We start from the raw sequence: 26,833 nt of genomic DNA, 5'->3' as shown, positions 1-26,833 counted from the left end.
CCCAGCAAACGGGAAAATCGAAATGCGCTTTGCCGATGCCGGTGAAATGCCACTGAGGAAAACCCTGTGGAGGAATCGGGAATAACCTGCGGCGCCGATTCCCGGCCTTGCGGGTCAACAGAAAAGATTGCCCTCAAGGCGGAAAAATGCCGTTGACCTGATATGGGGACATACGTCAGATTGTGGGAGCCGGATCAGCTGCCACTAAATCTGGTAGGGAATGACCAGAAAGGCAGCAGGCGAGGGACGGAGAGAATACCAAGGTTTCGTTTGACCGCATGTCGGTCATGCGCTGCGGTTCGCAGCGTCGGGGTTTCTTTGTCCTGCGTGATGCGGCGACCGGTACGGAAGACGTAATTCGGGTTTTTCACGGTCGAATTGACCGGAAGCGAAGTTGGTTGAAGCTAGGGCGGCGGACATGAAGATTGATAGAAAGTTCACGAAGGCAGGGCAGGACGCATATGCGGAGTTGGAGTTCATCTCCGCGACTTCCGAGATTCGCAACCCGGATGGCACCATCGTATTCCGGCTGGACGAGATCGAAGTGCCAGCCCGTTGGAGCCAGGTTGCCAGCGACGTGATCGCTCAGAAATATTTCCGAAAGGCCGGTGTTCCTTCGCGCCTGAAGAAGGTCAAAGAAAAGGGTGTGCCCGAATTTCTGTGGCGCTCGGTGCCCGAAGACGGGGCCGAATTCGGGGGCGAAACCTCGTCCAAGCAGGTATTCGACCGCCTTGCCGGTGCATGGGCTTATTGGGGTTGGAAAGGCGGCTATTTCTCGACCGAGGAAGATGCGCGCGCCTATTTCGACGAGATGCGCTACATGCTGGCAACCCAACGCGCCGCGCCGAACTCGCCGCAATGGTTCAACACCGGCCTGCACTGGGCCTATGGAATCGACGGGCCGGCGCAGGGGCATCACTATGTCGACCACCAGACCGGCAAGCTGACCAAATCGAAGTCGGCCTACGAGCATCCGCAGCCGCATGCCTGCTTCATCCAGTCGGTCAACGACGACCTGGTGAACGACGGCGGCATCATGGACCTCTGGGTGCGCGAGGCGCGCCTGTTCAAATATGGCTCTGGCACCGGAACGAACTTCTCGCACCTGCGCGCCGAAGGCGAGGCGCTGTCCGGCGGCGGCAAGTCCTCGGGTCTCATGGGCTTTCTCAAGATCGGCGACCGCGCCGCAGGCGCGATCAAATCAGGCGGGACAACCCGTCGAGCAGCGAAGATGGTGATCGTCGATGCAGATCACCCTGACATCGAGCAATTCATCGAATGGAAGGTGATCGAAGAGCAGAAGGTGGCCTCGATCGTAGCCGGTTCGAAAATGCACGAAAAGATGCTGAACGGCATTTTCGAGGCCATCCGCTCCTGGGACGGCGTTCAAGACGACGCCTATGACCCCAATACCAATGACGGCCTCAAGTCCGCCATCCGCGAGGCGAAAAAGGTCGCGATTCCTGAAACCTACATCAAGCGCGTGCTGGATTACGCCCGGCAGGGCCATGACAGCATCGAATTCCCGACCTACGACACCGACTGGGACAGCGATGCCTACAGCACCGTGTCGGGGCAGAATTCCAACAACTCGATCCGCGTGACCAACGCCTTCCTCAAGGCGGTCGAAAAGGACGCGGACTGGGAACTGATCAACCGTGTCGACGGCAAGGTCGCCAAGACGGTCAAGGCGCGCGACTTGTGGGAAAAGGTCGGCCATGCCGCCTGGGCCTGCGCAGACCCCGGCATCCAGTACCATGACACCGTGAACGAGTGGCACACCTGCCCCGAAGACGGTCCGATCCGCGGCTCGAACCCGTGCTCCGAGTACATGTTCCTCGACGACACCGCCTGCAACCTGGCATCGATGAACCTGCTGACCTTCCTCAAGGACGGCGAGTTCCAGGCCGAGGACTACATGCACGCCGCCCGGCTCTGGACGCTGACGCTGGAAATTTCGGTGATGATGGCGCAGTTCCCGTCCAAGGAGATCGCGCAGCTTTCCTACGATTTCCGCACCCTGGGTCTGGGCTACGCCAATATCGGCGGCCTGCTGATGAACATGGGCTACGGCTATGACTCGCCCGAAGGCCGGGCGATCTGCGGCGCGCTGACCGCGATAATGACCGGCGTGGCTTACGCCACCTCGGCCGAGATCGCCGGAGAACTCGGTCCCTTCGCCGGATACGAACGCAACGCCGACCACATGCTGCGCGTCATCCGCAACCATCGCCGCGCCGCGCAAGGCGTCGCAGAAGGCTATGAAAAGCTGAGCGTCAAGCCGGTCCCGCTGGATCACGCAAACTGTCCCGACAAGCGCCTCGTCGAACTGGCCATGAGCTCTTGGGACGACGCGCTGAGCCTCGGTGAAAAGAACGGCTACCGCAACGCGCAGGCCACGGTGATCGCGCCCACCGGCACCATCGGCCTGGTGATGGACTGCGACACCACTGGGATCGAGCCCGACTTCGCCCTGGTCAAGTTCAAGAAACTGGCGGGCGGCGGCTACTTCAAGATCATCAACCGCTCGGTTCCTTCGGCGCTGGAAAAGCTGGGCTATTCCAGTTCTCAGATCGAAGAGATCGTGTCCTATGCCGTCGGCCACGGAACCATCGGCAACGCGCCGGGGATCAACCACACCTCGCTGACCGGCCACGGCTTCGGCCCGAATGAGCTGCGCAAGATCGACGAGGCGCTGGGATCGGCCTTCGACATCCGCTTCGTCTTCAACCAGTGGACCCTGGGCGAAGAGTTCTGCACCGGTGTTCTGGGCATCCCGGCGTCCAAGCTGAACGACCCGACCTTCGACCTGCTCCGCCACCTGGGTTTCACCCGCAAGGACATCGAGGCGGCCAACGATCATGTCTGCGGCACCATGACCCTTGAGGGCGCGCCGCACCTGAAACCCGAGCATTACGCAATCTTCGACTGCGCCAACGCCTGCGGCAAGAAAGGCAAGCGGTTCCTCAGCGTCGATAGCCACATCACCATGATGGCGGCGGCGCAAAGCTTCATCTCGGGCGCGATCTCCAAAACGATCAACATGCCGAACAACGCGACCATCGAGGATTGCCAAAAGGCCTACGAACTCAGCTGGTCGCTTGGCATCAAGGCCAACGCGCTTTACCGCGACGGTTCCAAGCTGAGCCAACCCCTGGCGGCGGCGCTGGTCGAGGATGACGACGACGCGGCCGAGACGCTGGAAAGCGGCACGCCGCAGGAAAAGGCGATCACGCTGGCCGAGAAGGTCATCGAAAAGGTCGTGGTCAAGGAGATCATCCGCAGCCACCGCGAAAAGCTGCCGCACAGGCGCAAGGGCTATACGCAAAAGGCCATCGTCGGCGGGCACAAGGTCTATCTGCGGACCGGTGAATTCGCGGACGGTTCGCTGGGCGAGATCTTCATCGACATGCACAAGGAAGGCGCCGGCTTTCGGGCAATGATGAACAACTTCGCCATCGCGGTGTCGGTCGGCCTGCAATATGGCGTGCCGCTCGAGGAATTCGTCGACGCCTTCACCTTCACCAAGTTCGAACCGGCGGGGATGGTGCAGGGCAACGACTCGATCAAGAACGCCACTTCGATCCTCGACTACATCTTCCGCGAACTGGCGGTCAGCTACCTTGACCGCACCGATCTGGCCCATGTGAAACCCGAAGGCGCCACCTTTGACGACCTGGGCCGGGGCGAGGAAGAGGGCGTGTCGAACGTCAGCGAAATCAGTGAAACCGCGGCCTCCAGGTCGTTGGAAGTGCTGAAGCAAATCAGTTCGACCGGTTATCTCCGCAAGCGCCTGCCGCAGGAACTGGCGGTGTTCAATACCTCGCACAGCGGCTTCGGCGGCATGGCGGACGCCGCGGCGGCCTTCCAGGCCAGCACCTCTGAAACCGTCATCGCGACGGAAACCGTGGCGACGGGCGCCATGGACGCCCGCACCAAGGCCAAGATGCAGGGGTACGAGGGCGACCCCTGCGGCGAATGCGGCAACTACACGCTGGTGCGCAACGGCACCTGCATGAAGTGCAACACCTGCGGAGCGACGAGCGGGTGTAGCTGAGGAGAAAAAGATGAAGGTGACCGGCTTCTATCGAATTGAAAGCGAAACTCGGCAGTTTCAGATAGATTGCGAAGGAGATGAGACTGATCTGCCCGTACCGTATGGCTTTCTGTGTGAAAACAGAAACAACGCTAACAAACTGGAAATATTTCTCGAGGAATCTGGAGTTCAAGCAGACGTTGGAATGCGTATGCGGTGCCTAAAACCAGTGACTGCTACAGATCGCCAGTCTTGCGAAAGGTCGATACCGGTCAGCTTTGTATTGAGATCGCGCCATTAACAAGTGGCGTGTAGGGGTCCGGATTTCCCTCGGTGATCCGACCCCGACGAAACCCGGGATGGGGCAGTGCCTGAGACTTACCCAAGGCGCCCCATCCCACTCGGTGGAACATGCCCGTGTTCTGCCGGGAACAGGGTGGGGCGGAATATCAGTCCTTCCCACTCGCACCAGGGGCGGGTGCGCTCGCCCCATACGACGTCCAGGCCGCAGGCAAAAAAACACCGGGCGGTCAACGAATTGAGCTTGGACGGCGAAACTAGACAGGGGGCTTCGGCCCCCTCTTTCTTTTTCACCGACTCGGACCTGTTTGAGCGAAGGTCTGCCATTTCTCCCGATGGTTGTAGGGGGTTAGCCGCTGATGGCCAATTCCGACAGTCCATCGCGCGGAACGCCGCGCAGGCGACGGGGCTGATCCGGCGGGCTTTGGCGCGGACACCGACGCGATCCTTCAATCTGATGACGAAGTGGTCTGACCGGGTTTAGCTGTCCCAGTCCGGACAAAGAAACGCAATTCAACCAGGAGATACTGACATGAAACCGCAACACCTGGCGCTGATCGCCGCAATCACTGCGGGACTTCCGTCCTTGGCGCTTGCGCAGTCGGCGGCCGATGCCAATGGCGACGGAATGCTGACAATCGAAGAACTGCAGGCCGTCATTCCTGATCTCGAAGCGGAGCAGTTCGCCAGTATGGATGTGAACGGCGACGGTTCTTTGGATCAGGATGAAGTGGCCGCGGCGCAGGAAGCCGGGCTGCTGCCAGCCACTGACGGCTGATCGGAAACTGCGGCGGCCCATGAACGATGGGCCGCCGTTTTCAATGACTTACGACGACAAGTGAATGTTGAACCGCTTGCGGATCTCGGCGTCGAGCGCCGCATCGAAGCGCGCGGGCGACCGCTCGGCCAGTATCCGGTTTTTCCGCGCCACGGCCTTTTCGATCAGGTCCGGCTTGCCCCGTTCCACCCATTCCTTGGGCGAGGTTCGGTCGCCAAGCGTCGGATAGACGTAATCCGCCTGCATCCGACCCAGGGTCTGGTCGGTGCCCAGATAGTGACCGCTGCCGCCTAGGCAGACCTCTGCGATCTGGTCCACCGCCAGGGTTTCGTCGGTCACTTCGATGCCGCGTACGCAACGCAACGCCTGACCGATCAGATCGTCGCCCAGGATCAGGGATTCGTGGCAGAAGCCAAGCAGCGATGAGTGCATCCCCGCCGCCTCGTACACCATGTTGAGGCCCGAGAGGCCCGCCATCACGTTCGAGCACATCTGCTCCCAGCCGGCCTGCATGTCGGGCAGTTTCGAATCCGACGCCCCGGCGGCGGCGCCTCCGGGCAGGTCGTAGAAATGGTGCATCTGGGCGCAGCCGGCCGTCAGCAGCGCCTGTTCGCCCGACCCAACGGTCATCGCGCCGGTGCGCAGGTCGAGGCCAAAGGGCCAGGTGCCGAAGACCGCCGGGGCGCCGGGTTTCACGGCATTGACATAGACCAGCCCCGCCAGGCACTCGGCCACCGCCTGCACGATGGCGCCCGCCACGGTGGAAGGCGCCGTCGCACCCGCCATGCCCGCCGACAGCAGCAGGACCGGCATCCCGGCCTTGATGCACTCCTCCATCACCTGACAGCTTTCGGTGGCGAACTTCATCGGCGGCACCACGAAGCAGTTCGAGTTCGACACGAACGGCCGCTCGCGCCACTTGTCCTCGCCACCGGCGATCATGTGCAGCAGTTCCATCGCGGGGGCGACATAGCTGGGGTCGGTGAACGAGGTGCCGACATGCTTGAAGGTGCCCGAGCAGCAGGCATAGATCGTGTTCAGGTCCATTTCCCGATTGTCCAAAATGTCACGACAGACCATTGGACGTTGTACAAAATGGATATTTTCCAGGTTTTCGCAGATGCGCGCGGCGTCGTGCAGGTCCTGAACCGTCGAGTCGCGGTATTCCCGCCCATCGACATCCACCATGTGAACCGCCGCACCGGCAGTGCCGTAGTGCACACGTTTGCCCGAGAGATCGAGGTCGGTCCTGCCGTCGCGGCTGAATAACGTGACGGAACGGTTCGCCTTGGCCAGCGTGTCCTCGACCAGCGCCCGCGGAAACCGGATGCGACCGTCATCACCTAAGATGCAGCCGGCGGCAGTCAGGTAGTCGATGCCGCTTTGCGGCGCATCCGCAAGGCCGATCCGTTCGAGAGCGTCGAGCGCGGCATGGTGAATCCGTTCAACCCCTTCTTGCGTCAGCGGTTTCAGCCAGCCGCCTTCAAGTCCGGGGCGCACCGGGCGCAGATGTTCGGGAAGGGCCGTGGCACGGGCTGCACGACGGGCCGCGCGACCTCCAGTGCGGGAGATGCTCCGAGTTTGATCGTTCATATGGGGTATCCGTATGGAGTTGAAGAAAGGGTTGCGGCTTCAACCGTTTCCTGGCCGTCCACGCGCCGCACGCCCGCGATCCGCTCCGATCGTGCGGCTGACCAAGCAGATTTTCGACTGCTCGCCCTGCATGCGGCTCCTCCCTGTTCAGCCGAATGTTGCATCTGGGCCGCACTCGATCTGTCCTGTTTGCGACCTCACGGCATGTCGATTTGGGAGTTTCCTTTGATCCGGGCTATTCGAACGCGCGCTGTTCGCTAAGCACCGAAGCGAACTGGCACAATGTGGACAATGCCGCGGCAAAAGCCTCGATCGTCATCGCGACACGCACATGCCCTGCCGCTGCGCGGCCAAAGCTTTCTCCGGGCATGACGGCGATGTGATGGCTGTCCAGCAGGGCGTTGGCAAAGGCTTCGCCCGTCAGACCCGTGGCGCGAATGTCGAGCATCAGGTACATCGCGCCCTGCGAGGGGATCATGGTCACCGCGTTCTGACGCCCAAGTATGCCGCTCGCCAGTGCGCGCCGGCGTCGGAAGGGTTCGGAGATCTCGTCTTCGAGTTCACGCCCGGAACTCAGCGCGAAACTTGCCGCGTCCTGAATGAAGCCCGGCACTCCATAGGTCGTATGGGTCGCGAGGTTGATCAGGTGCCCGATCACCTCGGCCGGCGCCACGATCCAGCCGCATCGCGATCCCGTCATGGCGTGGGACTTGGACATGGAACCCACGACCAGCGTGCGCTCGGCCATGTCCGGCAGGGCGCGAGGAGAGACATGCCCACCTTCCCAGACCTGAGTATCGTAGACTTCGTCCGAAATCAGCCACAGGTCGCGCCGCTTGCAGACCTCGGCGATGCTCTCGAGTGTTTCGCGGGAATAGATGACGCCGGTAGGATTGTTGGGGGTGTTGATCAACAGCGACACCGCGCCGTGGGCGGCGGCGTCGATATCGGCGGCCCGCGGCTGGAACGCATCTTCGGCGCGGGTCCTGACTGCCTTGGCAATCGCGCCAACGCCCCGGATCGTGCCGGGGTAGGTGGCGTAGTATGGGTCGAGATAAAGCGCCGTATCGCCATAATCGCAGGCAGCGCTGTGCGCGGCGAACAATGCGGCCTGACCGCCGGGAGTAATCAAGACATTGTCGCGGGTGGTCGGAACACCGGTGCGCGTCTGAACCCGGGCGGCGACCGTATCGCGCAGCAGCGCGGTGCCAGGGACCATCGCATAACCTGTATGTCCTCCGACTGCCGATGCATTCATCGCATCTAGGATGGACGGGTGCGTTCCGATGTCATGCTCGCCTATGGTCAGTTCCGTGACCGCAACCCCTTCGGAAATCATTCGCCGTGCACGGTAGAATACATCCCAGCCGTCCGAACCGCCGCCAGTCAGATGTGTGATGCGGTGCGACAGCTTCATGGGGAACCTCTCTCGATAACTGACGGGGAGAGGGGCAGAGCCCTCGGGCAATGTCAATCACTTGCGCGGCGGCAGGGCTGCCTGCGCTTTCTTGGTCAATGAACCGCGCACGATGTCGTAGGATGTTACGATCCGGTGCCGCAACTCGTCCGGATCGGTCGTCCAGGGAATGTGGATCCAGCTTTGGTGGAAATACCGCGCCTTTATCCCGATCCCGGCGTCTATCAGCATCCGGGCGGTTTCCACGTCGGGCGTCTTGACCGAGACGCCGTCATCCGCAGTACCTACACAAGCGAACATCTTGCCACCAATCTTCCAGGCGTCATGCCCCCCGCCCCACGGGTCCGAAACCTCGGCCCCAGGCAGGGTGGCGCAGATGGAATTGACGGTATCGCGGCTCATGCGCAAATGATTGTCGGAATCGCGCACGCGACACAAGACTTGGCCGAGCGGGCCTGTCGTGCTATGAGCGGCCCATGAACCGGACCATTTGCATCATCATCTGCTGCATTACCTGCTGAACCTTCACGCGGGCCGGTTTCTTTCGTTTTCATCTCCGAGACAAGTTGCTATGCCCGCGCCAACGCGCAAGCATCTGCTGCCCAAGGACATGACCCGATGACGACGATCAAGCTGTACAACACACGGACCCGAAAGAAGGAAGAGTTCGTTCCGCTCGACCCCGACAATGTCCGGATGTATGTCTGCGGACCCACCGTCTATGACCGCGCTCATCTGGGCAATGCGCGGCCCGTAGTCGTGTTCGACGTGCTCTACCGGTTGCTTAGGCAGGTTTATGGCTCGGACCATGTGACTTACGTGCGGAATTTCACGGACGTAGACGACAAGATCAACGCCCGCGCCGCCGAAACGGACCGCCAGATCGGCGACATCACTGCCGAGACGACGCAATGGTTCCTGGACGACATGGGCAAGCTTGGCGCGCTGGAGCCTGACCACATGCCGCGTGCGACGCAGTACATCGACCAGATGATAGAGATGATCGAAACCCTGATCGAAAAGGGCCACGCCTATGCGGCCGAAGGCCATGTACTGTTCGCGGTGGACTCGTGGAAGGAAGGGTACGGCAAGCTGTCGGGCCGGTCGGTGGACGACATGATCGCCGGTGCCCGGGTCGAGGTTGCGCCCTACAAGAAGAACCCGATGGACTTCGTTTTGTGGAAACCCTCGACCGCCGATCTTCCGGGCTGGGACAGCCCGTGGGGCCGGGGGCGCCCGGGTTGGCATATCGAGTGCTCGGCCATGGCTTACGAGTTGCTGGGCGAAAGCTTCGACATCCACGGCGGCGGCAACGACCTGATGTTCCCGCACCACGAAAACGAGATCGCGCAAAGCCGCTGCGCGCATCCCGAGGGTCACTTCGCCAATGTCTGGCTGCACAACGAAATGCTGCAGGTCGAAGGCAAGAAGATGTCCAAGTCTCTGGGCAACTTCTTTACCGTGCATGATCTGCTGGAACAGGGCGTGCCGGGCGAGGTGATCCGCTTTGTGTTTCTGTCGACGCATTATCGGAAGCCGATGGACTGGACTGCGGAAAAGGCTGTTTCGGCTGAAGCAAAGTTGTTCGGGTTCGTTGAACTCATCGCGATGTATGGAGATCTGGAAATCGCGAGATCCTTGGCCCCTGAAAGGGCGATCATTGATGCACTTGCGGATGATCTAAACACGCATGCCGCACTCGAATGCCTGTCAAAAATGAACGATGCGGATAGCGCGAACCGTCTGGCCCGGAACATTGAATTTCTGGGGCTTTATTCCTGGTCGCAGCTTGAAAGAAAGGTGTCAGCTTACCGGGATGCCAAAACAATCTTGCGGTCGCTTGAGAAAAAACTTTCAACTCTCAGAGAAGTTGCCCTGAGTACAAAGGATTTTTCCGAAGTGGACGCGATGAAATCGGCGCTTCAGATCGCAAACGTGAGCGTTCGAATGAACAAGTCCGGGATTTCGCTCAGCCCGGAAATGGGCTTTGATCCGGCCAAACTGGAGCCGCTGCTGTGAACGGTTTTGGAACACAGGGCCGCGCCCGACCTGTGGGGGGCGGGACGGGCGGATCCGCTACGACGGAGCTGCGGTATGACTAGGGAACGCCTCTACATCTACGACACCACCCTGCGAGACGGGCAACAGACGCAGGGGGTGCAATTCTCGACCGCCGAGAAGGTGCAGATCGCGCAGGCGCTGGACGGGTTGGGTGTGGACTACATCGAGGGCGGCTGGCCCGGGGCCAATCCGACGGACAGCGCCTTTTTCGATGCCGCTCCGACGACCAAGGCACGGCTGACGGCCTTTGGAATGACCAAGCGCTCGGGCCGGTCGGCCGAGAACGATGATGTTCTGGCCGCCGTGATGAACGCAGGGACACGGGCCGTCTGTCTGGTCGGAAAGGCGCACGATTACCACGTGACTCACGCCCTAGGCATCCCGTTGGAAGACAACGTCGAGAATATCCGCGCCTCGATCGCGCATCTGGTGGCGCAAGGTCGCGAGGCGCTGTTCGACGCCGAGCATTTCTTTGACGGCTACAAGGACAACCCGGACTATGCGGTCGAGGTCTGCCAGGCGGCTCTGGAGGCGGGTGCGCGCTGGGTTGTGCTGTGCGATACGAATGGCGGTGCATTGCCTGCCGAGGTTGGCCGGATCGTGGGCGAGGTGATCGCAGCCGGACTGCCCGGTGACCGGTTGGGCATTCACACTCACAACGACACCGAGAACGCCGTGGCCTGTTCGCTGGCCGCAGTCGATGCCGGCGCGCGGCAGATCCAGGGAACGCTGAACGGATTGGGCGAACGCTGCGGCAACGCCAACTTGACGGCGCTGATCCCGACATTGCTGCTCAAGGAACCATACGCTTCCAAATATGATACCGGAATCAGCCGTGAGGCATTGGCCGGTCTGACCCGGATCAGCCGGATGCTGGACGATATCCTGAACCGAGTTCCGACCAAGCAGGCCGCCTATGTCGGCGCGTCGGCCTTTGCCCACAAGGCGGGGCTTCATGCCAGCGCGATCCTCAAGGACCCGTCCACCTACGAGCATGTGGACCCGGCCACCGTCGGAAACGCCCGTATCATTCCGATGTCCAACCAGGCCGGACAATCCAACCTTCGCAAACGCCTGACCGAAGCCGGGTTGAAGGTCGAGGCAGACGATCCGGCGCTTGGCCGTATCCTGGAACGGATCAAGGCGCGCGAGGCCGAAGGGTATTCCTATGACACCGCGCAGGCCTCGTTCGAGTTGCTGGCGCGCGAGGAACTGGGGCAGATGCCGGAATTCTTCGAGGTCAAGCGCTACAAGGTCACGGTGGAGCGACGGAAGAACAAATACAACAAGATGGTCAGCCTGTCCGAGGCGGTCGTCGTGGTGAAGGTGGATGGCGAGAAGAAGCTTTCGGTCAGTGAATCCCTGGATGAAAGCGGCAGCGACCGAGGGCCGGTGAACGCCCTGGCCAAGGCGCTTGCGAAGGATCTGGGGCGCTATTCCGAAGTGCTGGATGACCTGCATCTTGTCGATTTCAAGGTGCGCATCACGCAAGGCGGCACCGAGGCCGTTACCCGTGTCATCATCGACAGTGAAGACGGGCAGGGGCGGCGCTGGTCCACGGTAGGCGTCAGCGCGAACATCGTGGACGCGTCCTTCGAGGCGCTTCTGGAGGCGATCCAGTGGAAACTCGTCCGCGACTGCGGCGCCAAGGCGACGGCCGCGTGATGGACTGGGAGTCGTTCTTCACCTTGCATCGCGGCCTTCCGCGCGAAGGGCCGGGCTGCCCCGACGATGTGTTCTGGGCGCTGGAACGCATCGGATTATACGGCGAATTGAACGTCTGCGACGCGGGCTGCGGACCTGGCGCCGATCTGGAAACGCTGGCCGAAGCCCTGCCACAGGCGCAACTGTTGGGAATCGAGTCGCAACCGCAGTTCGTGGAGGAGGCGCAAGCGCGCTGTGGCCGTTTCGGCGACCGGGTCCGGGTGATCGAAGGCGACATGGCCGACCCCGGCGGGCCTTTCGACCTGATCTGGTGTGCTGGCGCTCTTTACTTTCTGGGCGTGACCGAAGGGTTGACGGCGTGGCGCAATGCACTTGCGCCGGGCGGTTGGGTGGCATTTTCCGAACCCGTTCTCTTGCCCGGCTCTCAATCGGCGGCCGCACGGGAATTCTGGGAGGAATACCCGGCGCTGACGGAAATGGAGGGGATCACCGACCGTGTGTCCAAAGCAGGTTATGACGTGATAGACTACCGGTTGATCGTCGGCGCGCCTTGGGCGACGTACTACGGCCCCTTGCGCGATCGGATCGCCGAGTTGCGGGCCCAGAACCCCGGCGTGGCGCTATGTGCCGTTCTGGACGCACATGAACGCGAGATCAGTTTGTGGGAAGCCGCCCGGGATCAGATCGCCTACGCGCTTGTCCTTGCACAACCTGCATGACCTTCGACGACGATCTCAACGCCTGCGCCGCCCTGATACAGCGGGCCGATCCCGACAGGTTTCTGGCGGCAATGGCCGCGCCGGTCGAAGCACGTGCGGTGCTGTTTCCGCTTTACGCGCTGAATGTCGAAGTCTCGCGCGCGCCCTGGGTCACGCAGGAGCCGATGATCGCCGAAATGCGGCTGCAATGGTGGCGCGACGCTCTGGGAGAGATCGCCATGGGCGGGCAGGTGCGGAGGCATGAGGTTGTCACGCCGCTTGCTGCGGCAGTGCCGCCCGACCTTGCAGGGGAGTTGGATGAGTATGTGGCGGTAAGGCGCTGGGATATATACCGGGATCCGTTCGAGAATGCCGAGCATTTTGTCAAGTACATCGACCAGAGTGCAGGAACGTTGACTTGGGTTGCTGCGCGGGCGTTGGGTGATGCCGACGAGGGCGTCGTGCGCGATTTTGGCTTTGCCGCCGGCATCGCCAATTGGTTCCGCGCGATACCGGAACTTGAGGCCCGCGGCCGGGTTCCCCTGCTGGATGGCACGCCGGATGGGGTGAGGCGGCTGGCTCAGGAAGCACTGGACAGGCTGGCGCGGGCGCGGAGCAATCGCGTCGCGGTGTCACGTCCCGCTCGCGCGGCGCTGTTGGCCGGGTGGCAGACCGAAACCATTCTACGACAAGCCTTGTCGGATCCCGTTCGCGTTTCTGAGGGAAATTTGGGACAAAGCGAATTCCGGCGCAGAACCTCGTTGATGTGGGTCGCAGCGACCGGTCGCTGGTAAGCCCTCGGCTTAGATCGTTTCGGGGTCGGACGGCCGCAAGGCAAGCCACAACAGCGCGCCGCCGGCCAGTGTCAGCAGCGGGACCATCGCCAGGTTGACAGCGGTCCAGCCTTCTACCGGCGAGCCGCCCGAACAGTTCATCAGCCCGCCCGAAGCCAGCGATGCGAACGTCACGCCGCCAAAAACCAGAAGGTCGTTGAGGCCCTGCATCCGTCCACGCTCGTGCACTTCGTGCGCGCCTGCCAGCATCGTCGTCGCCCCGATGAAGCCAAAGTTCCAGCCCACGCCCAGCAGGATCAGGGCGATGAAGAAATTGCCCAGTTCGACGCCTTGCAGCGCGATCAGTCCCGCTCCTGCAAGTATGGCGAGCCCGGCCGCAACGATCTTTTCCACACCAAAGCGCGCGATCAGGTGGCCAGTGAAAAAGCTGGGCACGTACATCGCCAGCACATGGCTGGTGACCACGTCGGCGGCATCGCCTTCGGTATAGCCGCATCCCACTACCGCCAGCGGGGTCGAGGTCATCACCAGGTTCATGAGCGCGTATGAGACCATGGCGCAGATCACCGCGACGGCGATGCGCGGGTTGCTCAGCAGTTCGCGGCGGCTGCGTCCCCGCGGGCTGTCCTGGGTGGGGCGGGGCGGTTTGGGGATGTCGAGAAAGAAGAACAGCCCCGAACCGATCAGGTTGACCGCAATCACTGCGAAATAGGTCCCAAGAAACGGGATGACATAGGCTTGCGACGTCAGCTTGACGATCTGGGGACCGATGATCGCGGCGGCCAGCCCTCCGGCCATAACGTAAGAGATCGCCTTTGGCCGGAATTCGTTCGACGCGGTGTCGGCAGCGGCGAAGCGGTAGAAGCCGTGCGCGCTCATGTAAATGCCGGTCAGCAGGCTTCCTGCCAGAAAGACCGGGAACGACCCGAGATACAGGCCATAAGCGCCTACCATGCCGCCAAATGCGCCGGCAATTGCCCCCACAAGGAAACCAGCCCGGCGGCCCCATTTCTGCATGATTGCGGAAATCGGCGTGGCCGCCAGCATCGAGCCAAGGACGATCAGCGAAATCGGCAGTGTCGCGAGGCAGGGATTGGTCGCCAGCGACTGACCGGCAAGCCCGCCGACCGTGAAGATCATCGGCATCTGAGCGCCGAGAATCGCCTGCGCGGCCACCAGAACGGCGACGTTGCGTTTGGCCTGGCTGTTGTCCGGTGCGGCGGCGGTCATGGTCATGGGCGCATCCGTAGCGGCAATCCGGATTCACCTCAAGCGGGTTGAATATGCGCCACGCCAGCCTAACGTAGCTGACGCGGCGTCGGGCGAAAGGAACGGAAAAGTGGCGGTCGGGCGGATCATCGAGACACCGGATTGTGTCGCCGAAGGCGCGGCATGGCTTGCGGACCGATGTCCGCGCTTGGCCTACGCGATGGACCAGACCGGCCCCTTGCCGCTACGTCGCCACCCTGACGGCTTTGCCCAATTGCTCAGCGCCATCGTGAGTCAGCAGGTCAGCGTGGCCTCAGCCAACGCGATTTTGGGGCGGATGAAGGACTCGGGGCTTACCGGTCCGCGCAAGATCATGTGGGCCACCGACGACGATCTGCGCGCCGTGGGCCTGAGCCGTCAGAAGATCCGCTACGCCCGTGCCCTGGCGGCGGCGCGGATCGACTACAAGGCATTGCGGGCCGCGCCCGATGACGAGGTCGTGGCAATCCTGACCGAGGTTCCGGGCATCGGCATCTGGACCGCCGAGATTTACGCGATGTTCTCGCTGGGCCGTGCCGATGTCTTTGCGCCAGGAGATCTGGCGCTGCAAGAGGCGGCGCGTATCCTGTATGACCTGCCCAAACGTCCGACCGACAGGGAACTGCGTCAAATGGCCGAAGTCTGGTCGCCGTGGCGGTCGGTTGCAGCGCGCGTGCTCTGGGCCTATTACCGCGTGGCCAAGGACAGGGAAGGGATCAGATGACTCGGGTTTTGAATGCGGGCCGCAAGGCGCCGGTCTCGGGCACGACACGCTCGGTCGTGGTTTTCGTGCACGGTTATGGCGCCAACGGGGCGGACCTTTTGGGGCTGGCCGATGTTCTGGGCGAACACCTGCCCGACACGCTGTTCGTTGCGCCGGACGCGCCCGAGACCATTCCGGGCATGCCTTTCGGCTATCAGTGGTTCCCAATTCCCTGGATCGACGGCTCGTCCGAGGAGGAGGCCCGCCGCGGGCTGGAAATGGCGGTCGAGGATTTCAACGCCTTTCTCGACGCGCTGATGATCGACGAGGACGTCCTGCCCGAGCAGGTCGTACTGTTCGGGTTTTCGCAAGGCACCATGATGAGCCTCTACGTGGCGCCGCGCCGCGAGGATCCGGTTGCGGGGATCGTCGCCTTCTCGGGCCGGTTGCTGGAACCGGATCTGCTTGCCGACGAGGTCGTCAGCCGGATGCCGGTCTTGCTGGTTCATGGCGATTCCGATGACCTGGTGCCGCCGCAATCGCTGCCCGAAGCGGCCGAGGCGCTGCAGCGTGCCGGGTTCAAAGAGGTCTATGCCCACGTGATGAAGGGAACCGGGCACGGTATCGCGCCGGATGGCCTGAGCGTTGCGCTGGCCTTCATGCGCGACAAGCTGGGCCTGTGAAGGCGGCCGAGCGTCAGTCCCACAGCCAGGCTTCGGCGAACTCAACGGAATTCCCCGCAGGATCCCGAACGTAGAGCGATCTGGCGCCGTTGGGCCAGTCGAACTCGGTATCGATCGGCGTTCCCGCCGATTCAAGCCGTTCGCGCATTGCCTGAAACTGATCTCTTTCCAGCACAAGGCAGACGTGTCCTGGCCCGCGCGCTCCGTGCGGCGGCACTGGAAGGCGCGGGTTGCTGGGCGGCAGCTCCGTCTTGTCCGGATTGAAAACCAGCAAAACCGAGGATCCGACGCGAAAGAATGCGTGCCGGTTGTCCACCCGCTGGAACTGCTCAAGGCCCAGCAGGCGGCCATAAAATTCCTCGGCCTTGTCGAGATCATCGACATAAATCGCCGCTTCGAGAATTGCGGTCGGGGCTGGGGCATTGGGCAGGTCGTTCATGGCGGCAGCGTAGCAGCCACGACGTGGCCCTGTCACTTCCTCCGGCGACTTTTGCCTTGTGATTTGAGCGTGGATGTTTCGGGCATGGGCAGGGTTTCCCACCTGCCGGGCTGCAGGCCGTCCAATGTCCAGTCGCCGATGCGGCAGCGGATCAGGCGAAGGGTCGGGTGCCCGACCGCAGCGGTCATGCGGCGCACCTGTCGGTTGCGCCCTTCACGGATCGTCAGTTCGATCCAGCGATCCGGAACCGACTTGCGCACCCGGATCGGAGGTGTCCGCGGCCAGAGATCTTTCGGTTCTTCGATGAGCCGGGCCTGTGCCGGGCGCGTCAACCCATCGTTCAACTCAACGCCGTCACGCAAGGCGCGAAGCGCGTCTGCATCCGGAACTCCTTCCACCTGAACCCAATAGGTTTTGGCCATCTTGTGTTTCGGGTCCGAAATCTGCGCCTGGAGGCGCCCGTCATCCGTAAGCAGCATCAGTCCCTCACTGTCACGATCAAGCCGCCCCGCCGGGTAGACGCCGGGCAAGTCGATGAAATCCGACAAGGTGCGACGAGTAGAACCAGCACTGCCGCGATCGGTGAATTGCGGCAGCACGTCGAAGGGTTTGTTGAAGCGGATGAACCAGGCCATGAAATCACCCAATAGCGTGTGGCGGCCGGTGTGGGCAAGTTGTGGATAACTGTCACGCAGGTGTTACCTGACCGGCATATCACATCTCCGACATATTGTGGAAACTCAGGGCTTGCCAGAGTTAATGCACGATATATAGTCGAAGTAAGGCCGGGGCGGGTGCTCCCCGCTCTGATGTCGAAAGCGGGCAGTGCAGGGCGAGGAGAGATTCCGTCATGGATGGAGATTTCAGGACCGAATTTGTCAGGGAACCGGGCGCGCTGAAGCAGCATCCGGCGTTGGTTCTGAACGCTGACTATCGTCCGCTTTCCTACTATCCGCTTTCTCTCTGGCCGTGGCAGGAGGCGATCAAGGCTGCCTGGCTCGACCGGGTGGTCATAGTCGCCGAATATGACGAGGTGGTCCGCAGTCCGAGCACGGAGATCCGAATACCATCTGTCGTTGTGCTCAAGGACTATGTGAAACCCCAAAAGCGCGTGGCCTTCACGCGCTTTAATTTGTTTCTGAGGGATGAATTCCGCTGCCAGTATTGCGGCAGCAAGGGCGACCTGACCTTCGATCATGTGGTGCCGCGCGCAGCGGGCGGGGTGACCAGTTGGCAGAACGTGGTTGCGGCCTGCAGCCCGTGCAACCTGCGCAAGGGGTCCAAGTCGCTGCGGCAAGCGGGCATGACGCTGCGCAAGCCGCCGCGTCAGCCGCAGGCCGAGGAGTTGCGGAACGTCGGGCGGAAGTTCCCGCCCAATCACCTTCATGCCAGCTGGATGGATTTTCTCTACTGGGATGCCGAACTGGAGGCCTGAACGTCGCCCGTCACCGGAAACGCATGGCGGCAAGCCAGATCAGGGCCAGTCCAATCGATATCACCGCGTTCCAGCTCGCCATCGACAGGCCGAACATCTCCCACGGGACTTCGTCGCATCGCACAAGCGGAGCGGCCATGATCTGATCCAGGAGTTGCTGCGTTGAAAGCCCGCCGATATCACCCGATGAACAGGTCGACGGACCTTCCCACCAACCGCGCTCGACACCAGTATGATAGAAGCCAATGCCGGCAGTCGTCAGCGCCGCCAGCGCACCAGCCAAAGGCAGCAGCCGTATTGCGGGAGCGGCCAGCGCGGCTGCCCCGATCAGAACCGCGGCGCCATGCGGATAGCGCTGCCAGATGCACAGCTTACAGGGCGCCATGCCACCAAGGTACTGAAAGCCCCAGGCGCCCAAAAGCATTGCCGCAGAGCCCAGCATTGCCAGCAGGATCAGTGACTTTCTGTTCGTCATAGGTATTTCACCAGCATGAATCCCCCGATCAGAAGGATGATGAAGGCCGTGAAGACCAGTCCAAGCCGTTTCTCGATGAAATCGCGGATCGGTTCGCCAAATCCCCATAGCAGGCCCGCGACAGCAAAGAACCGCAAGGCGCGGGCAAGGATCGAGGTGGCGACAAAGGTCCCCAGCGGCATCCCGGTCCAGCCGGACATGATGGTTATGACCTTGTAAGGGAAGGGCGTTACCCCAGCCGTCAGCACCGCCCAGAAGCCGAAATCGTTGAAGCGCGTGTTGAACGCCTCCATCGCGTCGGATTTCCCCATCGCCTGCAGGACAGGCTGGCCTACGCTGTCATAGAAGAACGCGCCGATGGCATATCCCAGCAACCCGCCGAGAACCGACGAAACCAACGCCACCGAAGCGATCAGCCACGCCTTGGACGGGCGGGCCAGGATCATCGGAATCATCAGCACGTCCGGCGGGATCGGAAAGACCGAGCTTTCCACGAACGCCACGATTGCCAGGGCCCACATGGCTTGAGGGTGTTCGGCCAGACGGATTGTCCAGTCATAGAGCGATCGCAGCATCGGGTGCGGTATCCATTCCACTGTGTTGCGAATGGCAAATCACGCGGTCTGCAGGAGGTCAACCATTGTCGCCGAGAAAGGTCGGTACATCGACCATTTTTGCCTCTGGACCTTCGACGCCACGGGCGCTAATGCAGTGTCCGTGGCCCAAGTGGCGGAATGGTAGACGCAGGGGATTCAAAATCCCGAGCCGCTGCAGTGCGGCAACCCTCCACACAGGCAGCAATCCACCAGATGGAGACGGAAAGTGTAGCCCTAACAGCGCGTTAGGTCTCTTTTCGCATGTCCCGAAGTCTGCACAGGTGGAGCATCTGCAGGGGAGTACGTCACCACCTTGAGTGACGGGTGCGCCACCTCTCCACGGGTGGATCAAGTCACCGCAAGTCACCAGCAAGTCACCAGTGACGTGGCTCTGAAGTCAACTACCCACACCTTAGCCCTGAGGTTCACACATTAAGGGTCACCTTAAGGTTCACCTAAAGGGCAGCCCCCAAAGAGGAAGATACATGGAAGCCGTGAAGCCAGCCGAAGACTTGATCTTGCAGCAGCAAGACCTTGAGAATGAGATGACGATAATATGACACACAGTCCCGTAGTGATACCATATCTGGTTGCACTCGGGGCTGAACTAAACGACGGACAGGTAGCGGGGACGAAGCACTGCACCCGCCGACTTTCGTTTAGTATTGGGGATACGGATGATATTAGCAGCAGTAGAATATGGCAGCCGGGAAACGGTTGTCGAGTACGACCGCCTCGCTCGGTGGTCGGATGTAAAGGTTGAACGCCTCGACGAGAGGCAGGTTATCTACGACCTCGGGAAATTTGCCGTCACGCACACAAATTTCTTTGACAACCCTAGGTCGTTTGGTAAACGGTCGAAATGTACCAAGTGGCTGTGTGCATTGCTCTTTCTGATCGGAGGAGCAGCAGCACATGCAGCCGGGTTCACGCCCATCGAGTGGATGGGCACGGTTATGTAAGAAACTAGGAGAAGATCATGCCCACCCAAACATTCAGCAACGATAGCGACCGGCGTTCCTTCCGCTCTATCTTCGCGGTCTGTAGCAAGCTCCGAGACATAGACGAAAACATGCCCCTTCAGCAGGCGCTGGTCTTCCTTTGGGCAGCCCTGAACGAAGGCAAGACACAGGTCGATCTACGGCGCGATCTGGACATGCTCTCCTCCACAGCTTCGCGTAACCTCGCGGCGCTCTCCAAGGTTCACCGGCTGGGCAAACCCGGATTGAACCTGATCGAATGGGTCGAGAACCCCGAAGACAGACGGGCCAAACTGATCTACCTCACTGTGAAGGGTAGGCAACTCGCCTCGAAACTACTGGAACCTCTCTCCTGAGGTTCTTTTCTTTTACCCCTAAGTCTCCCTGAAAGGAGCATTTCCATGAATGCACAAGACACCATCAGCCGCGTCCGCAGCATCCGCACGGCCATGCATTACGGTATGAGCATCGGCTTGGTCCAGAACCAGCTGTTCGCCCTTGAACGTGAACTGGCCCCGACCCAGAAGCCTGACTTCGAGATTGGCATTGAGGGGTTCGACACGGTTCTGTCCTACCTGAGCAAGACCAACCCCGAGGCGCTGGACCTCATCCACGACCCCATCCATGACACCGTCAAGGACGGCAAGACGCTGGCTGTACGGGCCCGCTGCCGTGGCCTTCCGGTACTGCGGGTCGAGGCCCCTGCGCACATCAAGACGCGCTACCCCACCTGTCCCCCAGCAGCCTCGATCTGGCGCTGGTGGCACTCAACGAATGGAACGAGAGAAAGGAAGCAGCATGAGCATGCACATCCAAACCACAGACCTTTCGGAGGTCAGCTTGGAGGACATGAGCCGCGCCCATACAGTTGCCCTCTTGAAGCGCAGCGGTGAGTGTGGCGAGGTGGAAATCCACATGGTCAAGAACCGCGACGATGGTCGGTTGGGCCGGGTTCCGCTCGGCTACTACTTAGGCCTGACCCAGATTGACCCCTTTGAGGGTTTCTATCCGTCCCTCATGAAGTGGGTCGAAGACGCCTGATCAACCCTTGACACTCACCCTCGCGTCCAACTAGATCATCCCCGCTGCGGGTGTGGCGGAATGGTAGACGCGAGGGTCTCAAACACCCTTACCGCAAGGTGTGCCGGTTCGAGTCCGGCCACCCGCACCACCCCCAAAGGAAATCCCATGCAGCTACCTATGGCCGGGGCCTTCGAAGGCACCCGCACAGCAACCCGTTTGCCTCGCCCCTCTCCAACCACTCTGGGCCTCTACGCCGACGCCAAGGGCACCATTGAGGTGGTGGACTTCGGTTTCAACGAGGTCTACCGGGTCGAGGCCCGCATAGGCACCCAGATCGCGGTCAACCCAAACATGACGAGTGACGCCCGTATCCAACTCATCGCAGATGCGCGGGGCAGGATGATGCGGTACGTCTACGGCCCGGTCTACGATGAGCTTATCCAGGTCATGACGTTGATGTTCGATGAGGGCCTCCACCGGGGCGACCCTGCTTTCGACCGGCTGCAGGACATGATGGATACCTTCGGGCGCTCCTTCAAGGGGGACGTCTGAGCAGTCCCACAACAGACACGCAGGGGGACACCTAATCCCCTGTCAGATATGCCCGCGTCACTGGTGACTTAAGTGGTGACGTGGGTGGTGACGCGGTGACGCGCCCGCTTTAGTAAAAACAATAGCTTACGGAGAAGGCATGCCATTCAAAATCCCCCGCTGGCAACAGCGTGTGAGTTCGAGTCTCACCTTGGGCACCACATTGTCTAAAAAAACTGAAACTGCGTGCGTTCCGTGGAGCTGATCCTCTTGATTGCCGCACCCGGCTGAAAGCACTTGGTGCTCAATTTGGCGTCGACATTTGCAAGACCGCTTAGCAATTAATCTCTGGCCGATTTTGGCATGTGCGGCGACCTAAAATGACATAAAGGCATGGGTGTCATGCTGGCCCATTGCTGCTATTGCAGCATACATGCCCGACAGCCTGATCGCCCATTTTTTAGCGCAGGCACCAATTGCGGATCCTGCCGGCCCGAGTTGCAACAACTGATCGACGACGTCTCGCCAAAGAAACTGGCCGCCGAGTGAAGCCTTTTGGTCATGCTTTCGACGTTGATCACTTGTTGGATGTTTCGCCGCCCGAGCGGATCGCATTCGCTTCGTCCAGCAACTGCACCACTTCTTCGTCCGAGGTCTGCGAGAAGTCGGAATAATGCGCGCCAATCGCCCAGAATGGTTCGGGCGTTTCCAGGCAGATGATGTCGTTTACGTCACCGCGCAGTTCGGCAAGCGTATCCTGGGGGGCTACGGGAACCGCCAGCAAGATCCTCGCCGGCTTCCGGCGCTTCAGGCCCTTGAGCGAGGCCCGGACCGTTGCGCCGGTGGCGATACCGTCATCGACGACTATGGCGGTACGCCCTTCGACCGGCACTTGCGCCCGTTCGCCCAGATAGATCTGTCGGCGGCGCTGGATCTCGGTCAATTGCCTTGCCGCCATGCGGTCGATGTCATCGCCGGTCAGTCCAAAAGCCCTTGCGACACCGGAATTGATGACGACCTGCGGATCGTCACCGTTCACGATTGCCGCGGCGGCCAGTTCCGGTTGCGAAGGCACCCCTATCTTGCGGACCATGATCAGGTCCATCGGGATGCGAAGCGCCCGAACGATCTCGATCCCGATCGGAACGCCGCCGCGCGGCAGCGCCAGCACCAGCGCGTCGATCAGATTCATTTCGCCAAGCGCCGAGGCCAGGTTTTTGCCGGCTTCGGCCCGGTTCACGAATTGCTTCATGTTCTTCTCCTTTCACCGGTTTCGATGCGGACATCAGAACAGGGACAGCTTAGCACTTTGTCGGACTTGTCGGAGGATCGACTTGCGGAAACGGCTACGGCCCGGCTATCGACAGCCCCTTGTCGTTGCGGCTATGACGTCACCGAAGCAAGTATCGGGGCCTACACCCCAGCAAAAAAGGCCGCAGCGTGCAAAACGACAAGCCGGAACCAAGGTCTGACATTTTCTACATCAACCTCGACCGGGTACCCGCGCGCCGGGATTTCGTGGAAAGACACTTTGTCGAGCGAGGTCTGGGGTTGCCAACCCGGCTGAGCGCCACGGACGCCGCCGCGCCCGGCGCCCTGGATCATGCTGGCTACGTTCCTGGTACCGGCGGGCGCTGGGGCCTGAAGCTGAGCGAGATTGCCTGTTTCGAAAGCCACAGGCGTATCTGGCAGATTGCGGTGGAGCGTGGCTTGAATGCGGTGGCGATATTCGAAGACGATTTGCGCCTGTCGTGCGATGCTGCGCCAGTGATCGAAAGATTGCTGGAAAACGGTGATGACTTCGATCTGGTCAAGATTGACTATTGCCCAAAAATCAACCGGTTCGGGCCGTTTGTTGACATGAATGGGGTGCCGGTCCGCGAGCTTTTGACGATGGCATCCAGTGCTGCAGGTTACATTCTGTCGGGCCGAGGCGCGGAAAAGTTGTTGGCTAAATCAGAACGATACTCGGACCATCTGGACGATTTCCTTTTTACACCGGGGCCGGGCTGGAGGATGTTTCAGAGCTTTCCCGCGGTCGGTGTCCAAGCCGTTTGGCACAAGGACCCGGGCGATGCGCCCGAAGTCCTGAAAACAAGCGAACGCACGCAGGCTCCCGAGATCAATTGCGGGTTGGACAAGGGGCCGTTGTGGTTCCGGTTGCGCAGGGAACTGCTTGCTGCGCGGCGCAAACTGCACTGGCGCTTTGGTGGCGAGGCACGGTTGCTTGAACAGGGTGGTTTCGTCGGTCATATCCCCTGCGCCGAAGACCTGGACGTCTGACCCGATGACGTCATGACACGCTGTTGAGTGTATGGCAATTCGCGCCGGTCCCGAAACCGCCGTTTCGAAAGCGTCAAGTTGGTTAACAATTTCGGCAATATACACTATCCTGATCAGAATAAGATCATGCTTTCCCGGGCCAGGTGCGATGAGCCAGACGATTTATGAAAAATACGGCGGCTTCAAGACCATCAGCCGGATCGTGATGACCTTCTATGAAATGGCACTGGATTCCGACCAGATCGGCGGCTACTTCGCGGATATCGACATGCCGCGAATTATCGATCACCAGACAAAGTTCGTGTCCTCTCTGGTCGGTGGCCCCGCATCCTTCAGCGACGAGCGTATTGAAGCGGTGCATCGCCATCTGAACATCAGCCATGCCGATTTCGACGAGATGACCGAACTGTTTTCCGAGGCGCTGGCCGAGCATGGAATGTCCGAACCGGACATCCGGACCGCGCTTGCTGCCATCGAGGAAAAGCGATCGATCATCGTGGTTCGTGACGCGGCATGAGCATCTCTGCCATCAACGAGCATCTGTTGCGCGCAATCGGGGTCGGTGTTGCGGTGGTACGCGCTTCGGACCTGAGTTTCGTTTTCCACAATGAACCCTTCGCGGAATGGTTCGGCGCACCGGGAGAAGCAGACACACTCAAGGATATCCTCGACGCCCTGGATGCAGCGGAACTGGACAAGGTACGCAGTACCGGAGAGCGTTACTCGGTCGAATTGCAGATCAAGCCCAAGCGGCGCACCCTGATATTTGCGATCAACATCTCTCTTGCCAACTCTTTGGACGAACAGATACTCGTCGTGGAATGCCAGAACATCACGCGCATCCGCGAACTGGAAAGCATGATCGACAGCTATTCGACCATGGTCGAACGGAACACCCGTGAACTGGAGCGGGAGAAAGAGCGGGTCGAACGGCTACTGCTCAACCTCATGCCGCGCTCGGTCTACGAGGAATTCAAGACATTCGGAGTGGTGACGCCGCAGCTTTATGAAAACGTTTCGGTCGTAATGCTGGATTTCGTGGATTTCACCGATTTCGCGGCGAGGACGGATCCGACGGTGACACTGGGCGAGTTGAACGACATTTTCACAGCCTTCGACCGTATCGTTGAACAGTTCGGTTGCGAGCGGATCAAGACCATCGGTGACGCCTATCTGGCGGTATCGGGCATGCCGGATCCTACACCGGATCATGCGACCGCCGTAGCGCATTGCGCCACGCGGTTCCTGCGTTATCTGGAACGCCGCAACGAAAGCCACCCGCACAAATGGCGCGCCCGGATCGGGTTGGGAACGGGCGCCGCAGTGGGGTCCGTGGTCGGCATCCAGAAATACGTCTACGATGTGTTCGGCCCGGCGGTGAATATGGCATCAAGGCTGCAAGTTTTTGCCAATCCAATGAAAATCGTTGCCCCGGAAGAAATGAAATTCGCGCTGATCGACGAATTCCACGTCTCGGACCTTGGGCCGGTGGACATCAAGGGCATTGGCGAGGTGGAACTGATCAGCGTCAGTTCTCCGCTGCGGTCGCCGCAACCGGCGGCAAGGTTCTGAGCACGCACCCCAGGCTCGTCTGCCGAAATCCCTATTGATCCGGCTCAAGCAACCCAAGACCCCGAAGGTATATGCCGATACCGGTTTCCAGGAGGTCTTCTGGCGCGAAAGGCGAGGTTGTACCGGCGTTTCTGGCGTAAAGTTCAACCACCCCGTGGCTCATGGCCCAGATATGGGCGCTGAACATCGTTGCGGGCGGGCGCTTTTCCGGCGGAATATGCTTGGACAGATCGGCGGCCGCCTTCTCAAGAACGGCCTTTGCCCGATTGGCGGCGGCGGCAAGTTCCGGCGTCCGGTTGACCGAGATGCCGCTTTCAAACATCGAGATGTAGTGGCCGGGGTGCTTGCGCGCAAAGGCCAGGTAAGCGCGCCCGGTCGCTTCGAAAGCGGCCAGCGCCGATGGCTGGCCCTTGTCATAGGCGTGCTGCATCAGGTCGGCGAACATCTCGAACCCTTGCCGGGCGGCTTCTGCGATCAGATCCTCGCGTCCTTCGAAATGCCGATAGACCGCCGCAGGCGTGACGCCGGCCTGCTTGGCCGCCTCGGACAAGGTGAACCCGGTCGGTCCCTTTTCCTCGATGAGCGTCAGCGCAGCGTCGATCAGGGCTTGCCTCAGGTTCCCGTGATGATAGCCGCGTTTAGTCATCCCAGATATCCGGCCCTCCGCATATCTTCCCGTCGATCGCGCCCAAAGCCCTCTGGTCCTTTTCCTGGTAGTCGAGTGCGTGAAGAACGGTGCGTATCGCCGCCAGCCGCGCGCGTTTCTTGTCGTCCGAGCGAATGACGGTCCAGGGACAGATGTCGGAATGCGATCTGGTGAGTGTTTCGGAGATCGCGGCAGAGTATTCGTCCCATTTCTCCAGGCCCGCGACGTCGATCGGGCTGAGTTTCCAGTGCTTCAGGGGGTCGTTTTCACGGGCGAGAAAACGCTTCAGTTGTTCGGCGCGGCCCACGTTGAGCCAGAACTTGAAAAGCCTGATGCCGTCATCGACCAACCCCTGTTCCAATGGAAGAACCTGTCGAAAGAACCGCTCGCGTTCATGGCTTTCGCAGAATCCGAAGACATGTTCGACAACGCCGCGGTTGTACCAACTGCGGTCGAAGAACGCGATTTCGCCTGCCGAGGGCAGGTGCGAGATGTACCGCTGGAAGTACCACTGGCTGCGTTCGGCGTCCGATGGTTTGGCCAAGGCCACAACACGCGCGCCCCTGGGATTAAGGTTCTCGCGAAACCGCTTGATCGTGCCCCCTTTTCCGGCGGCATCGCGGCCTTCGAAGATGATGACGATACGTTGCTCTGTTTCCTTGACCCAGGACTGCATCTTGACGAGTTCGATCTGCAGGTCCTCGATCTCGTCGTCATAGTCCTTGGATTTCATCCGTTCGGAATATGGGTAGGAGGGGTTGAGGATATCGGCCTTGTCCGATTTGTCGATGGCCTTGCGTATCTCCTTGGGAGCCTTTTCGTTGTAGTAGGAGGTGATGGCGCCTGCCTTTGCCCGGGTCATGCAATGTCTCCCAGT

General features: G+C 60.8%; 27 protein-coding genes and 1 tRNA gene. 17 read left to right on the top strand and 11 right to left on the bottom strand.

Annotation, left to right across the window (positions count from 1 at the left end; translation table 11 throughout):
* The first annotated feature begins 418 nt into the window (after window positions 1-418).
* The gene (locus tag FGK63_RS06125) at window positions 419-4,057 is read left to right on the top strand and encodes a vitamin B12-dependent ribonucleotide reductase (protein WP_138840725.1); all 3,639 of its coding nucleotides are present in this window, start codon (window positions 419-421) and stop codon (window positions 4,055-4,057) included.
* A gap of 811 nt (window positions 4,058-4,868) precedes the next feature.
* Complete coding sequence (locus tag FGK63_RS06120) at window positions 4,869-5,114, top strand: EF-hand domain-containing protein (protein WP_138840724.1); 246 nt, start codon at window positions 4,869-4,871, stop codon at window positions 5,112-5,114.
* A 48-nt stretch (window positions 5,115-5,162) separates the two neighbouring features.
* Here the strand turns inward: FGK63_RS06120 and FGK63_RS06115 are convergent, their stop codons facing one another.
* From FGK63_RS06115 to FGK63_RS06105, 3 genes are all read right to left on the bottom strand, one after another.
* The gene (locus FGK63_RS06115) at window positions 5,163-6,707 is read right to left on the bottom strand and encodes a trimethylamine methyltransferase family protein (RefSeq protein WP_138840723.1); all 1,545 of its coding nucleotides are present in this window, start codon (window positions 6,705-6,707) and stop codon (window positions 5,163-5,165) included.
* Window positions 6,708-6,942: 235 nt separating this feature from the next.
* Window positions 6,943-8,124, bottom strand: coding sequence for a pyridoxal phosphate-dependent aminotransferase (locus FGK63_RS06110; RefSeq protein WP_138840722.1), 1,182 nt, complete (start codon window positions 8,122-8,124; stop codon window positions 6,943-6,945).
* A gap of 57 nt (window positions 8,125-8,181) precedes the next feature.
* Complete coding sequence (locus FGK63_RS06105; protein WP_138840721.1) at window positions 8,182-8,526, bottom strand: MmcQ/YjbR family DNA-binding protein; 345 nt, start codon at window positions 8,524-8,526, stop codon at window positions 8,182-8,184.
* 216 nt (window positions 8,527-8,742) lie between these two features.
* Between FGK63_RS06105 and cysS the strand changes: the two genes are divergently transcribed.
* The 4 genes from cysS to FGK63_RS06085 all read left to right on the top strand — a co-directional run bounded on the left by cysS (window position 8,743) and on the right by FGK63_RS06085 (window position 13,342).
* Window positions 8,743-10,143 (top strand): cysteine--tRNA ligase, encoded by a 1,401-nt coding sequence (cysS, locus tag FGK63_RS06100; protein ID WP_138840720.1) that lies wholly within the window; start codon window positions 8,743-8,745, stop codon window positions 10,141-10,143.
* A gap of 75 nt (window positions 10,144-10,218) precedes the next feature.
* Complete coding sequence (gene cimA / locus FGK63_RS06095) at window positions 10,219-11,850, top strand: citramalate synthase (RefSeq protein WP_138840719.1); 1,632 nt, start codon at window positions 10,219-10,221, stop codon at window positions 11,848-11,850.
* Window positions 11,805-12,569, top strand: a complete 765-nt coding sequence (locus FGK63_RS06090; RefSeq protein ID WP_246043965.1) for a class I SAM-dependent methyltransferase — start codon at window positions 11,805-11,807, stop codon at window positions 12,567-12,569. The genes cimA and FGK63_RS06090 overlap by 46 nt, the downstream gene beginning before the upstream one ends.
* Window positions 12,566-13,342 (top strand): squalene/phytoene synthase family protein, encoded by a 777-nt coding sequence (locus FGK63_RS06085; RefSeq protein WP_138840718.1) that lies wholly within the window; start codon window positions 12,566-12,568, stop codon window positions 13,340-13,342. Before FGK63_RS06090 ends, FGK63_RS06085 begins: the two co-directional genes overlap by 4 nt.
* 9 nt (window positions 13,343-13,351) lie before the next feature.
* On the opposite strand, the gene FGK63_RS06080 is transcribed toward FGK63_RS06085, so the two are convergent.
* A complete protein-coding gene (locus FGK63_RS06080; protein WP_425471841.1) occupies window positions 13,352-14,572 on the bottom strand; it encodes an MFS transporter in 1,221 nt (406 codons plus the stop codon).
* A 109-nt stretch (window positions 14,573-14,681) separates the two neighbouring features.
* Between FGK63_RS06080 and FGK63_RS06075 the strand changes: the two genes are divergently transcribed.
* The gene (locus tag FGK63_RS06075; protein WP_138840716.1) at window positions 14,682-15,314 is read left to right on the top strand and encodes a DNA-3-methyladenine glycosylase family protein; all 633 of its coding nucleotides are present in this window, start codon (window positions 14,682-14,684) and stop codon (window positions 15,312-15,314) included.
* Window positions 15,311-15,976, top strand: a complete 666-nt coding sequence (locus FGK63_RS06070) for an alpha/beta hydrolase (RefSeq protein ID WP_138840715.1) — start codon at window positions 15,311-15,313, stop codon at window positions 15,974-15,976. The genes FGK63_RS06075 and FGK63_RS06070 overlap by 4 nt, the downstream gene beginning before the upstream one ends.
* A 13-nt stretch (window positions 15,977-15,989) precedes the next feature.
* On the opposite strand, the gene FGK63_RS06065 is transcribed toward FGK63_RS06070, so the two are convergent.
* Window positions 15,990-16,415, bottom strand: coding sequence for a VOC family protein (locus FGK63_RS06065; RefSeq protein ID WP_138840714.1), 426 nt, complete (start codon window positions 16,413-16,415; stop codon window positions 15,990-15,992).
* A gap of 32 nt (window positions 16,416-16,447) precedes the next feature.
* Entirely contained in the window at window positions 16,448-17,050 is a 603-nt protein-coding gene (locus FGK63_RS06060; RefSeq protein ID WP_138840713.1) for a pseudouridine synthase, read from the bottom strand.
* Between the two features lie 215 nt (window positions 17,051-17,265).
* On the opposite strand from FGK63_RS06060, the gene FGK63_RS06055 reads away from it, so the two are divergent.
* Window positions 17,266-17,850: an HNH endonuclease gene (locus tag FGK63_RS06055; RefSeq protein ID WP_138840712.1), complete on the top strand. Its 585-nt coding sequence runs from the start codon at window positions 17,266-17,268 to the stop codon at window positions 17,848-17,850.
* A gap of 10 nt (window positions 17,851-17,860) precedes the next feature.
* On the opposite strand, the gene FGK63_RS06050 is transcribed toward FGK63_RS06055, so the two are convergent.
* A complete protein-coding gene (locus tag FGK63_RS06050; RefSeq protein WP_138840711.1) occupies window positions 17,861-18,325 on the bottom strand; it encodes a disulfide bond formation protein B in 465 nt (154 codons plus the stop codon).
* Entirely contained in the window at window positions 18,322-18,900 is a 579-nt protein-coding gene (locus FGK63_RS06045) for a YqaA family protein (RefSeq protein ID WP_138840710.1), read from the bottom strand. Before FGK63_RS06045 ends, FGK63_RS06050 begins: the two co-directional genes overlap by 4 nt.
* Window positions 18,901-19,900: 1,000 nt before the next feature.
* Between FGK63_RS06045 and FGK63_RS06040 the strand changes: the two genes are divergently transcribed.
* From FGK63_RS06040 to FGK63_RS06020, 5 genes are all read left to right on the top strand, one after another.
* A complete protein-coding gene (locus FGK63_RS06040) occupies window positions 19,901-20,257 on the top strand; it encodes a MarR family winged helix-turn-helix transcriptional regulator (protein ID WP_138840709.1) in 357 nt (118 codons plus the stop codon).
* A gap of 45 nt (window positions 20,258-20,302) precedes the next feature.
* Window positions 20,303-20,794, top strand: coding sequence for a hypothetical protein (locus FGK63_RS06035; RefSeq protein WP_138840708.1), 492 nt, complete (start codon window positions 20,303-20,305; stop codon window positions 20,792-20,794).
* A 22-nt stretch (window positions 20,795-20,816) separates the two neighbouring features.
* The gene (locus FGK63_RS21100) at window positions 20,817-20,942 is read left to right on the top strand and encodes a hypothetical protein (RefSeq protein ID WP_281282107.1); all 126 of its coding nucleotides are present in this window, start codon (window positions 20,817-20,819) and stop codon (window positions 20,940-20,942) included.
* Window positions 20,943-20,988: 46 nt separating this feature from the next.
* A tRNA-Leu gene (locus FGK63_RS06025) sits at window positions 20,989-21,072 on the top strand.
* A 17-nt stretch (window positions 21,073-21,089) separates the two neighbouring features.
* Window positions 21,090-21,476 (top strand): hypothetical protein, encoded by a 387-nt coding sequence (locus FGK63_RS06020; RefSeq protein WP_138840706.1) that lies wholly within the window; start codon window positions 21,090-21,092, stop codon window positions 21,474-21,476.
* 556 nt (window positions 21,477-22,032) lie between these two features.
* Here FGK63_RS06020 and FGK63_RS06015 read toward each other — a convergent pair.
* Window positions 22,033-22,707, bottom strand: coding sequence for a phosphoribosyltransferase (locus tag FGK63_RS06015; RefSeq protein WP_138840705.1), 675 nt, complete (start codon window positions 22,705-22,707; stop codon window positions 22,033-22,035).
* Between the two features lie 188 nt (window positions 22,708-22,895).
* On the opposite strand from FGK63_RS06015, the gene FGK63_RS06010 reads away from it, so the two are divergent.
* From FGK63_RS06010 to FGK63_RS06000, 3 genes are all read left to right on the top strand, one after another.
* Window positions 22,896-23,738, top strand: a complete 843-nt coding sequence (locus tag FGK63_RS06010; protein WP_138840704.1) for a glycosyltransferase family 25 protein — start codon at window positions 22,896-22,898, stop codon at window positions 23,736-23,738.
* A 148-nt stretch (window positions 23,739-23,886) separates the two neighbouring features.
* Window positions 23,887-24,255, top strand: a complete 369-nt coding sequence (locus FGK63_RS06005) for a group I truncated hemoglobin (protein WP_138840703.1) — start codon at window positions 23,887-23,889, stop codon at window positions 24,253-24,255.
* On the top strand, window positions 24,252-25,310 hold the full coding sequence (locus FGK63_RS06000) for an adenylate/guanylate cyclase domain-containing protein (RefSeq protein ID WP_138840702.1): 1,059 nt from the start codon (window positions 24,252-24,254) through the stop codon (window positions 25,308-25,310). Before FGK63_RS06005 ends, FGK63_RS06000 begins: the two co-directional genes overlap by 4 nt.
* A 31-nt stretch (window positions 25,311-25,341) precedes the next feature.
* Here FGK63_RS06000 and FGK63_RS05995 read toward each other — a convergent pair whose 3' ends face one another.
* Both FGK63_RS05995 and ppk2 read right to left on the bottom strand, forming a co-directional pair.
* On the bottom strand, window positions 25,342-25,956 hold the full coding sequence (locus FGK63_RS05995) for a TetR/AcrR family transcriptional regulator (RefSeq protein ID WP_138840701.1): 615 nt from the start codon (window positions 25,954-25,956) through the stop codon (window positions 25,342-25,344).
* A complete protein-coding gene (ppk2, locus tag FGK63_RS05990) occupies window positions 25,949-26,818 on the bottom strand; it encodes a polyphosphate kinase 2 (protein WP_138840700.1) in 870 nt (289 codons plus the stop codon). The genes FGK63_RS05995 and ppk2 overlap by 8 nt, the downstream gene beginning before the upstream one ends.
* Between the last annotated feature and the right edge of the window lie 15 nt (window positions 26,819-26,833).

The organism is Ruegeria sediminis (assembly GCF_005938215.1).
GTDB classification, from domain to species: domain Bacteria; phylum Pseudomonadota; class Alphaproteobacteria; order Rhodobacterales; family Rhodobacteraceae; genus Ruegeria; species Ruegeria sediminis.
The sequence above is the reverse complement of the archived record's forward strand: the minus strand, read 5'-3'. Positions and strand labels throughout refer to the sequence as shown.

What these genes read in the sequence shown, in the direction of transcription:
- FGK63_RS06125 (WP_138840725.1), top strand. Translation starts at nt 419, where the DNA reads ATGAAGATTGATAGAAAGTTCACGAAGGCAGGGCAGGACGCATATGCG.
- FGK63_RS06120 (WP_138840724.1), top strand. Translation starts at nt 4,869, where the DNA reads ATGAAACCGCAACACCTGGCGCTGATCGCCGCAATCACTGCGGGACTT.
- FGK63_RS06115 (WP_138840723.1), bottom strand. Translation starts at nt 6,707, where the DNA reads ATGAACGATCAAACTCGGAGCATCTCCCGCACTGGAGGTCGCGCGGCC.
- FGK63_RS06110 (WP_138840722.1), bottom strand. Translation starts at nt 8,124, where the DNA reads ATGAAGCTGTCGCACCGCATCACACATCTGACTGGCGGCGGTTCGGAC.
- FGK63_RS06105 (WP_138840721.1), bottom strand. Translation starts at nt 8,526, where the DNA reads ATGAGCCGCGATACCGTCAATTCCATCTGCGCCACCCTGCCTGGGGCC.
- cysS (WP_138840720.1), top strand. Translation starts at nt 8,743, where the DNA reads ATGACGACGATCAAGCTGTACAACACACGGACCCGAAAGAAGGAAGAG.
- cimA (WP_138840719.1), top strand. Translation starts at nt 10,219, where the DNA reads ATGACTAGGGAACGCCTCTACATCTACGACACCACCCTGCGAGACGGG.
- FGK63_RS06085 (WP_138840718.1), top strand. Translation starts at nt 12,566, where the DNA reads ATGACCTTCGACGACGATCTCAACGCCTGCGCCGCCCTGATACAGCGG.
- FGK63_RS06080 (WP_425471841.1), bottom strand. Translation starts at nt 14,572, where the DNA reads ATGACCGCCGCCGCACCGGACAACAGCCAGGCCAAACGCAACGTCGCC.
- FGK63_RS06070 (WP_138840715.1), top strand. Translation starts at nt 15,311, where the DNA reads ATGACTCGGGTTTTGAATGCGGGCCGCAAGGCGCCGGTCTCGGGCACG.
- FGK63_RS06065 (WP_138840714.1), bottom strand. Translation starts at nt 16,415, where the DNA reads ATGAACGACCTGCCCAATGCCCCAGCCCCGACCGCAATTCTCGAAGCG.
- FGK63_RS06060 (WP_138840713.1), bottom strand. Translation starts at nt 17,050, where the DNA reads ATGGCCTGGTTCATCCGCTTCAACAAACCCTTCGACGTGCTGCCGCAA.
- FGK63_RS06055 (WP_138840712.1), top strand. Translation starts at nt 17,266, where the DNA reads ATGGATGGAGATTTCAGGACCGAATTTGTCAGGGAACCGGGCGCGCTG.
- FGK63_RS06050 (WP_138840711.1), bottom strand. Translation starts at nt 18,325, where the DNA reads ATGACGAACAGAAAGTCACTGATCCTGCTGGCAATGCTGGGCTCTGCG.
- FGK63_RS06045 (WP_138840710.1), bottom strand. Translation starts at nt 18,900, where the DNA reads ATGCTGCGATCGCTCTATGACTGGACAATCCGTCTGGCCGAACACCCT.
- FGK63_RS06040 (WP_138840709.1), top strand. Translation starts at nt 19,901, where the DNA reads ATGCCCACCCAAACATTCAGCAACGATAGCGACCGGCGTTCCTTCCGC.
- FGK63_RS06035 (WP_138840708.1), top strand. Translation starts at nt 20,303, where the DNA reads ATGAATGCACAAGACACCATCAGCCGCGTCCGCAGCATCCGCACGGCC.
- FGK63_RS21100 (WP_281282107.1), top strand. Translation starts at nt 20,817, where the DNA reads ATGGTCAAGAACCGCGACGATGGTCGGTTGGGCCGGGTTCCGCTCGGC.
- FGK63_RS06020 (WP_138840706.1), top strand. Translation starts at nt 21,090, where the DNA reads ATGCAGCTACCTATGGCCGGGGCCTTCGAAGGCACCCGCACAGCAACC.
- FGK63_RS06015 (WP_138840705.1), bottom strand. Translation starts at nt 22,707, where the DNA reads ATGAAGCAATTCGTGAACCGGGCCGAAGCCGGCAAAAACCTGGCCTCG.
- FGK63_RS06005 (WP_138840703.1), top strand. Translation starts at nt 23,887, where the DNA reads ATGAGCCAGACGATTTATGAAAAATACGGCGGCTTCAAGACCATCAGC.
- FGK63_RS06000 (WP_138840702.1), top strand. Translation starts at nt 24,252, where the DNA reads ATGAGCATCTCTGCCATCAACGAGCATCTGTTGCGCGCAATCGGGGTC.
- FGK63_RS05995 (WP_138840701.1), bottom strand. Translation starts at nt 25,956, where the DNA reads ATGACTAAACGCGGCTATCATCACGGGAACCTGAGGCAAGCCCTGATC.
- ppk2 (WP_138840700.1), bottom strand. Translation starts at nt 26,818, where the DNA reads ATGACCCGGGCAAAGGCAGGCGCCATCACCTCCTACTACAACGAAAAG.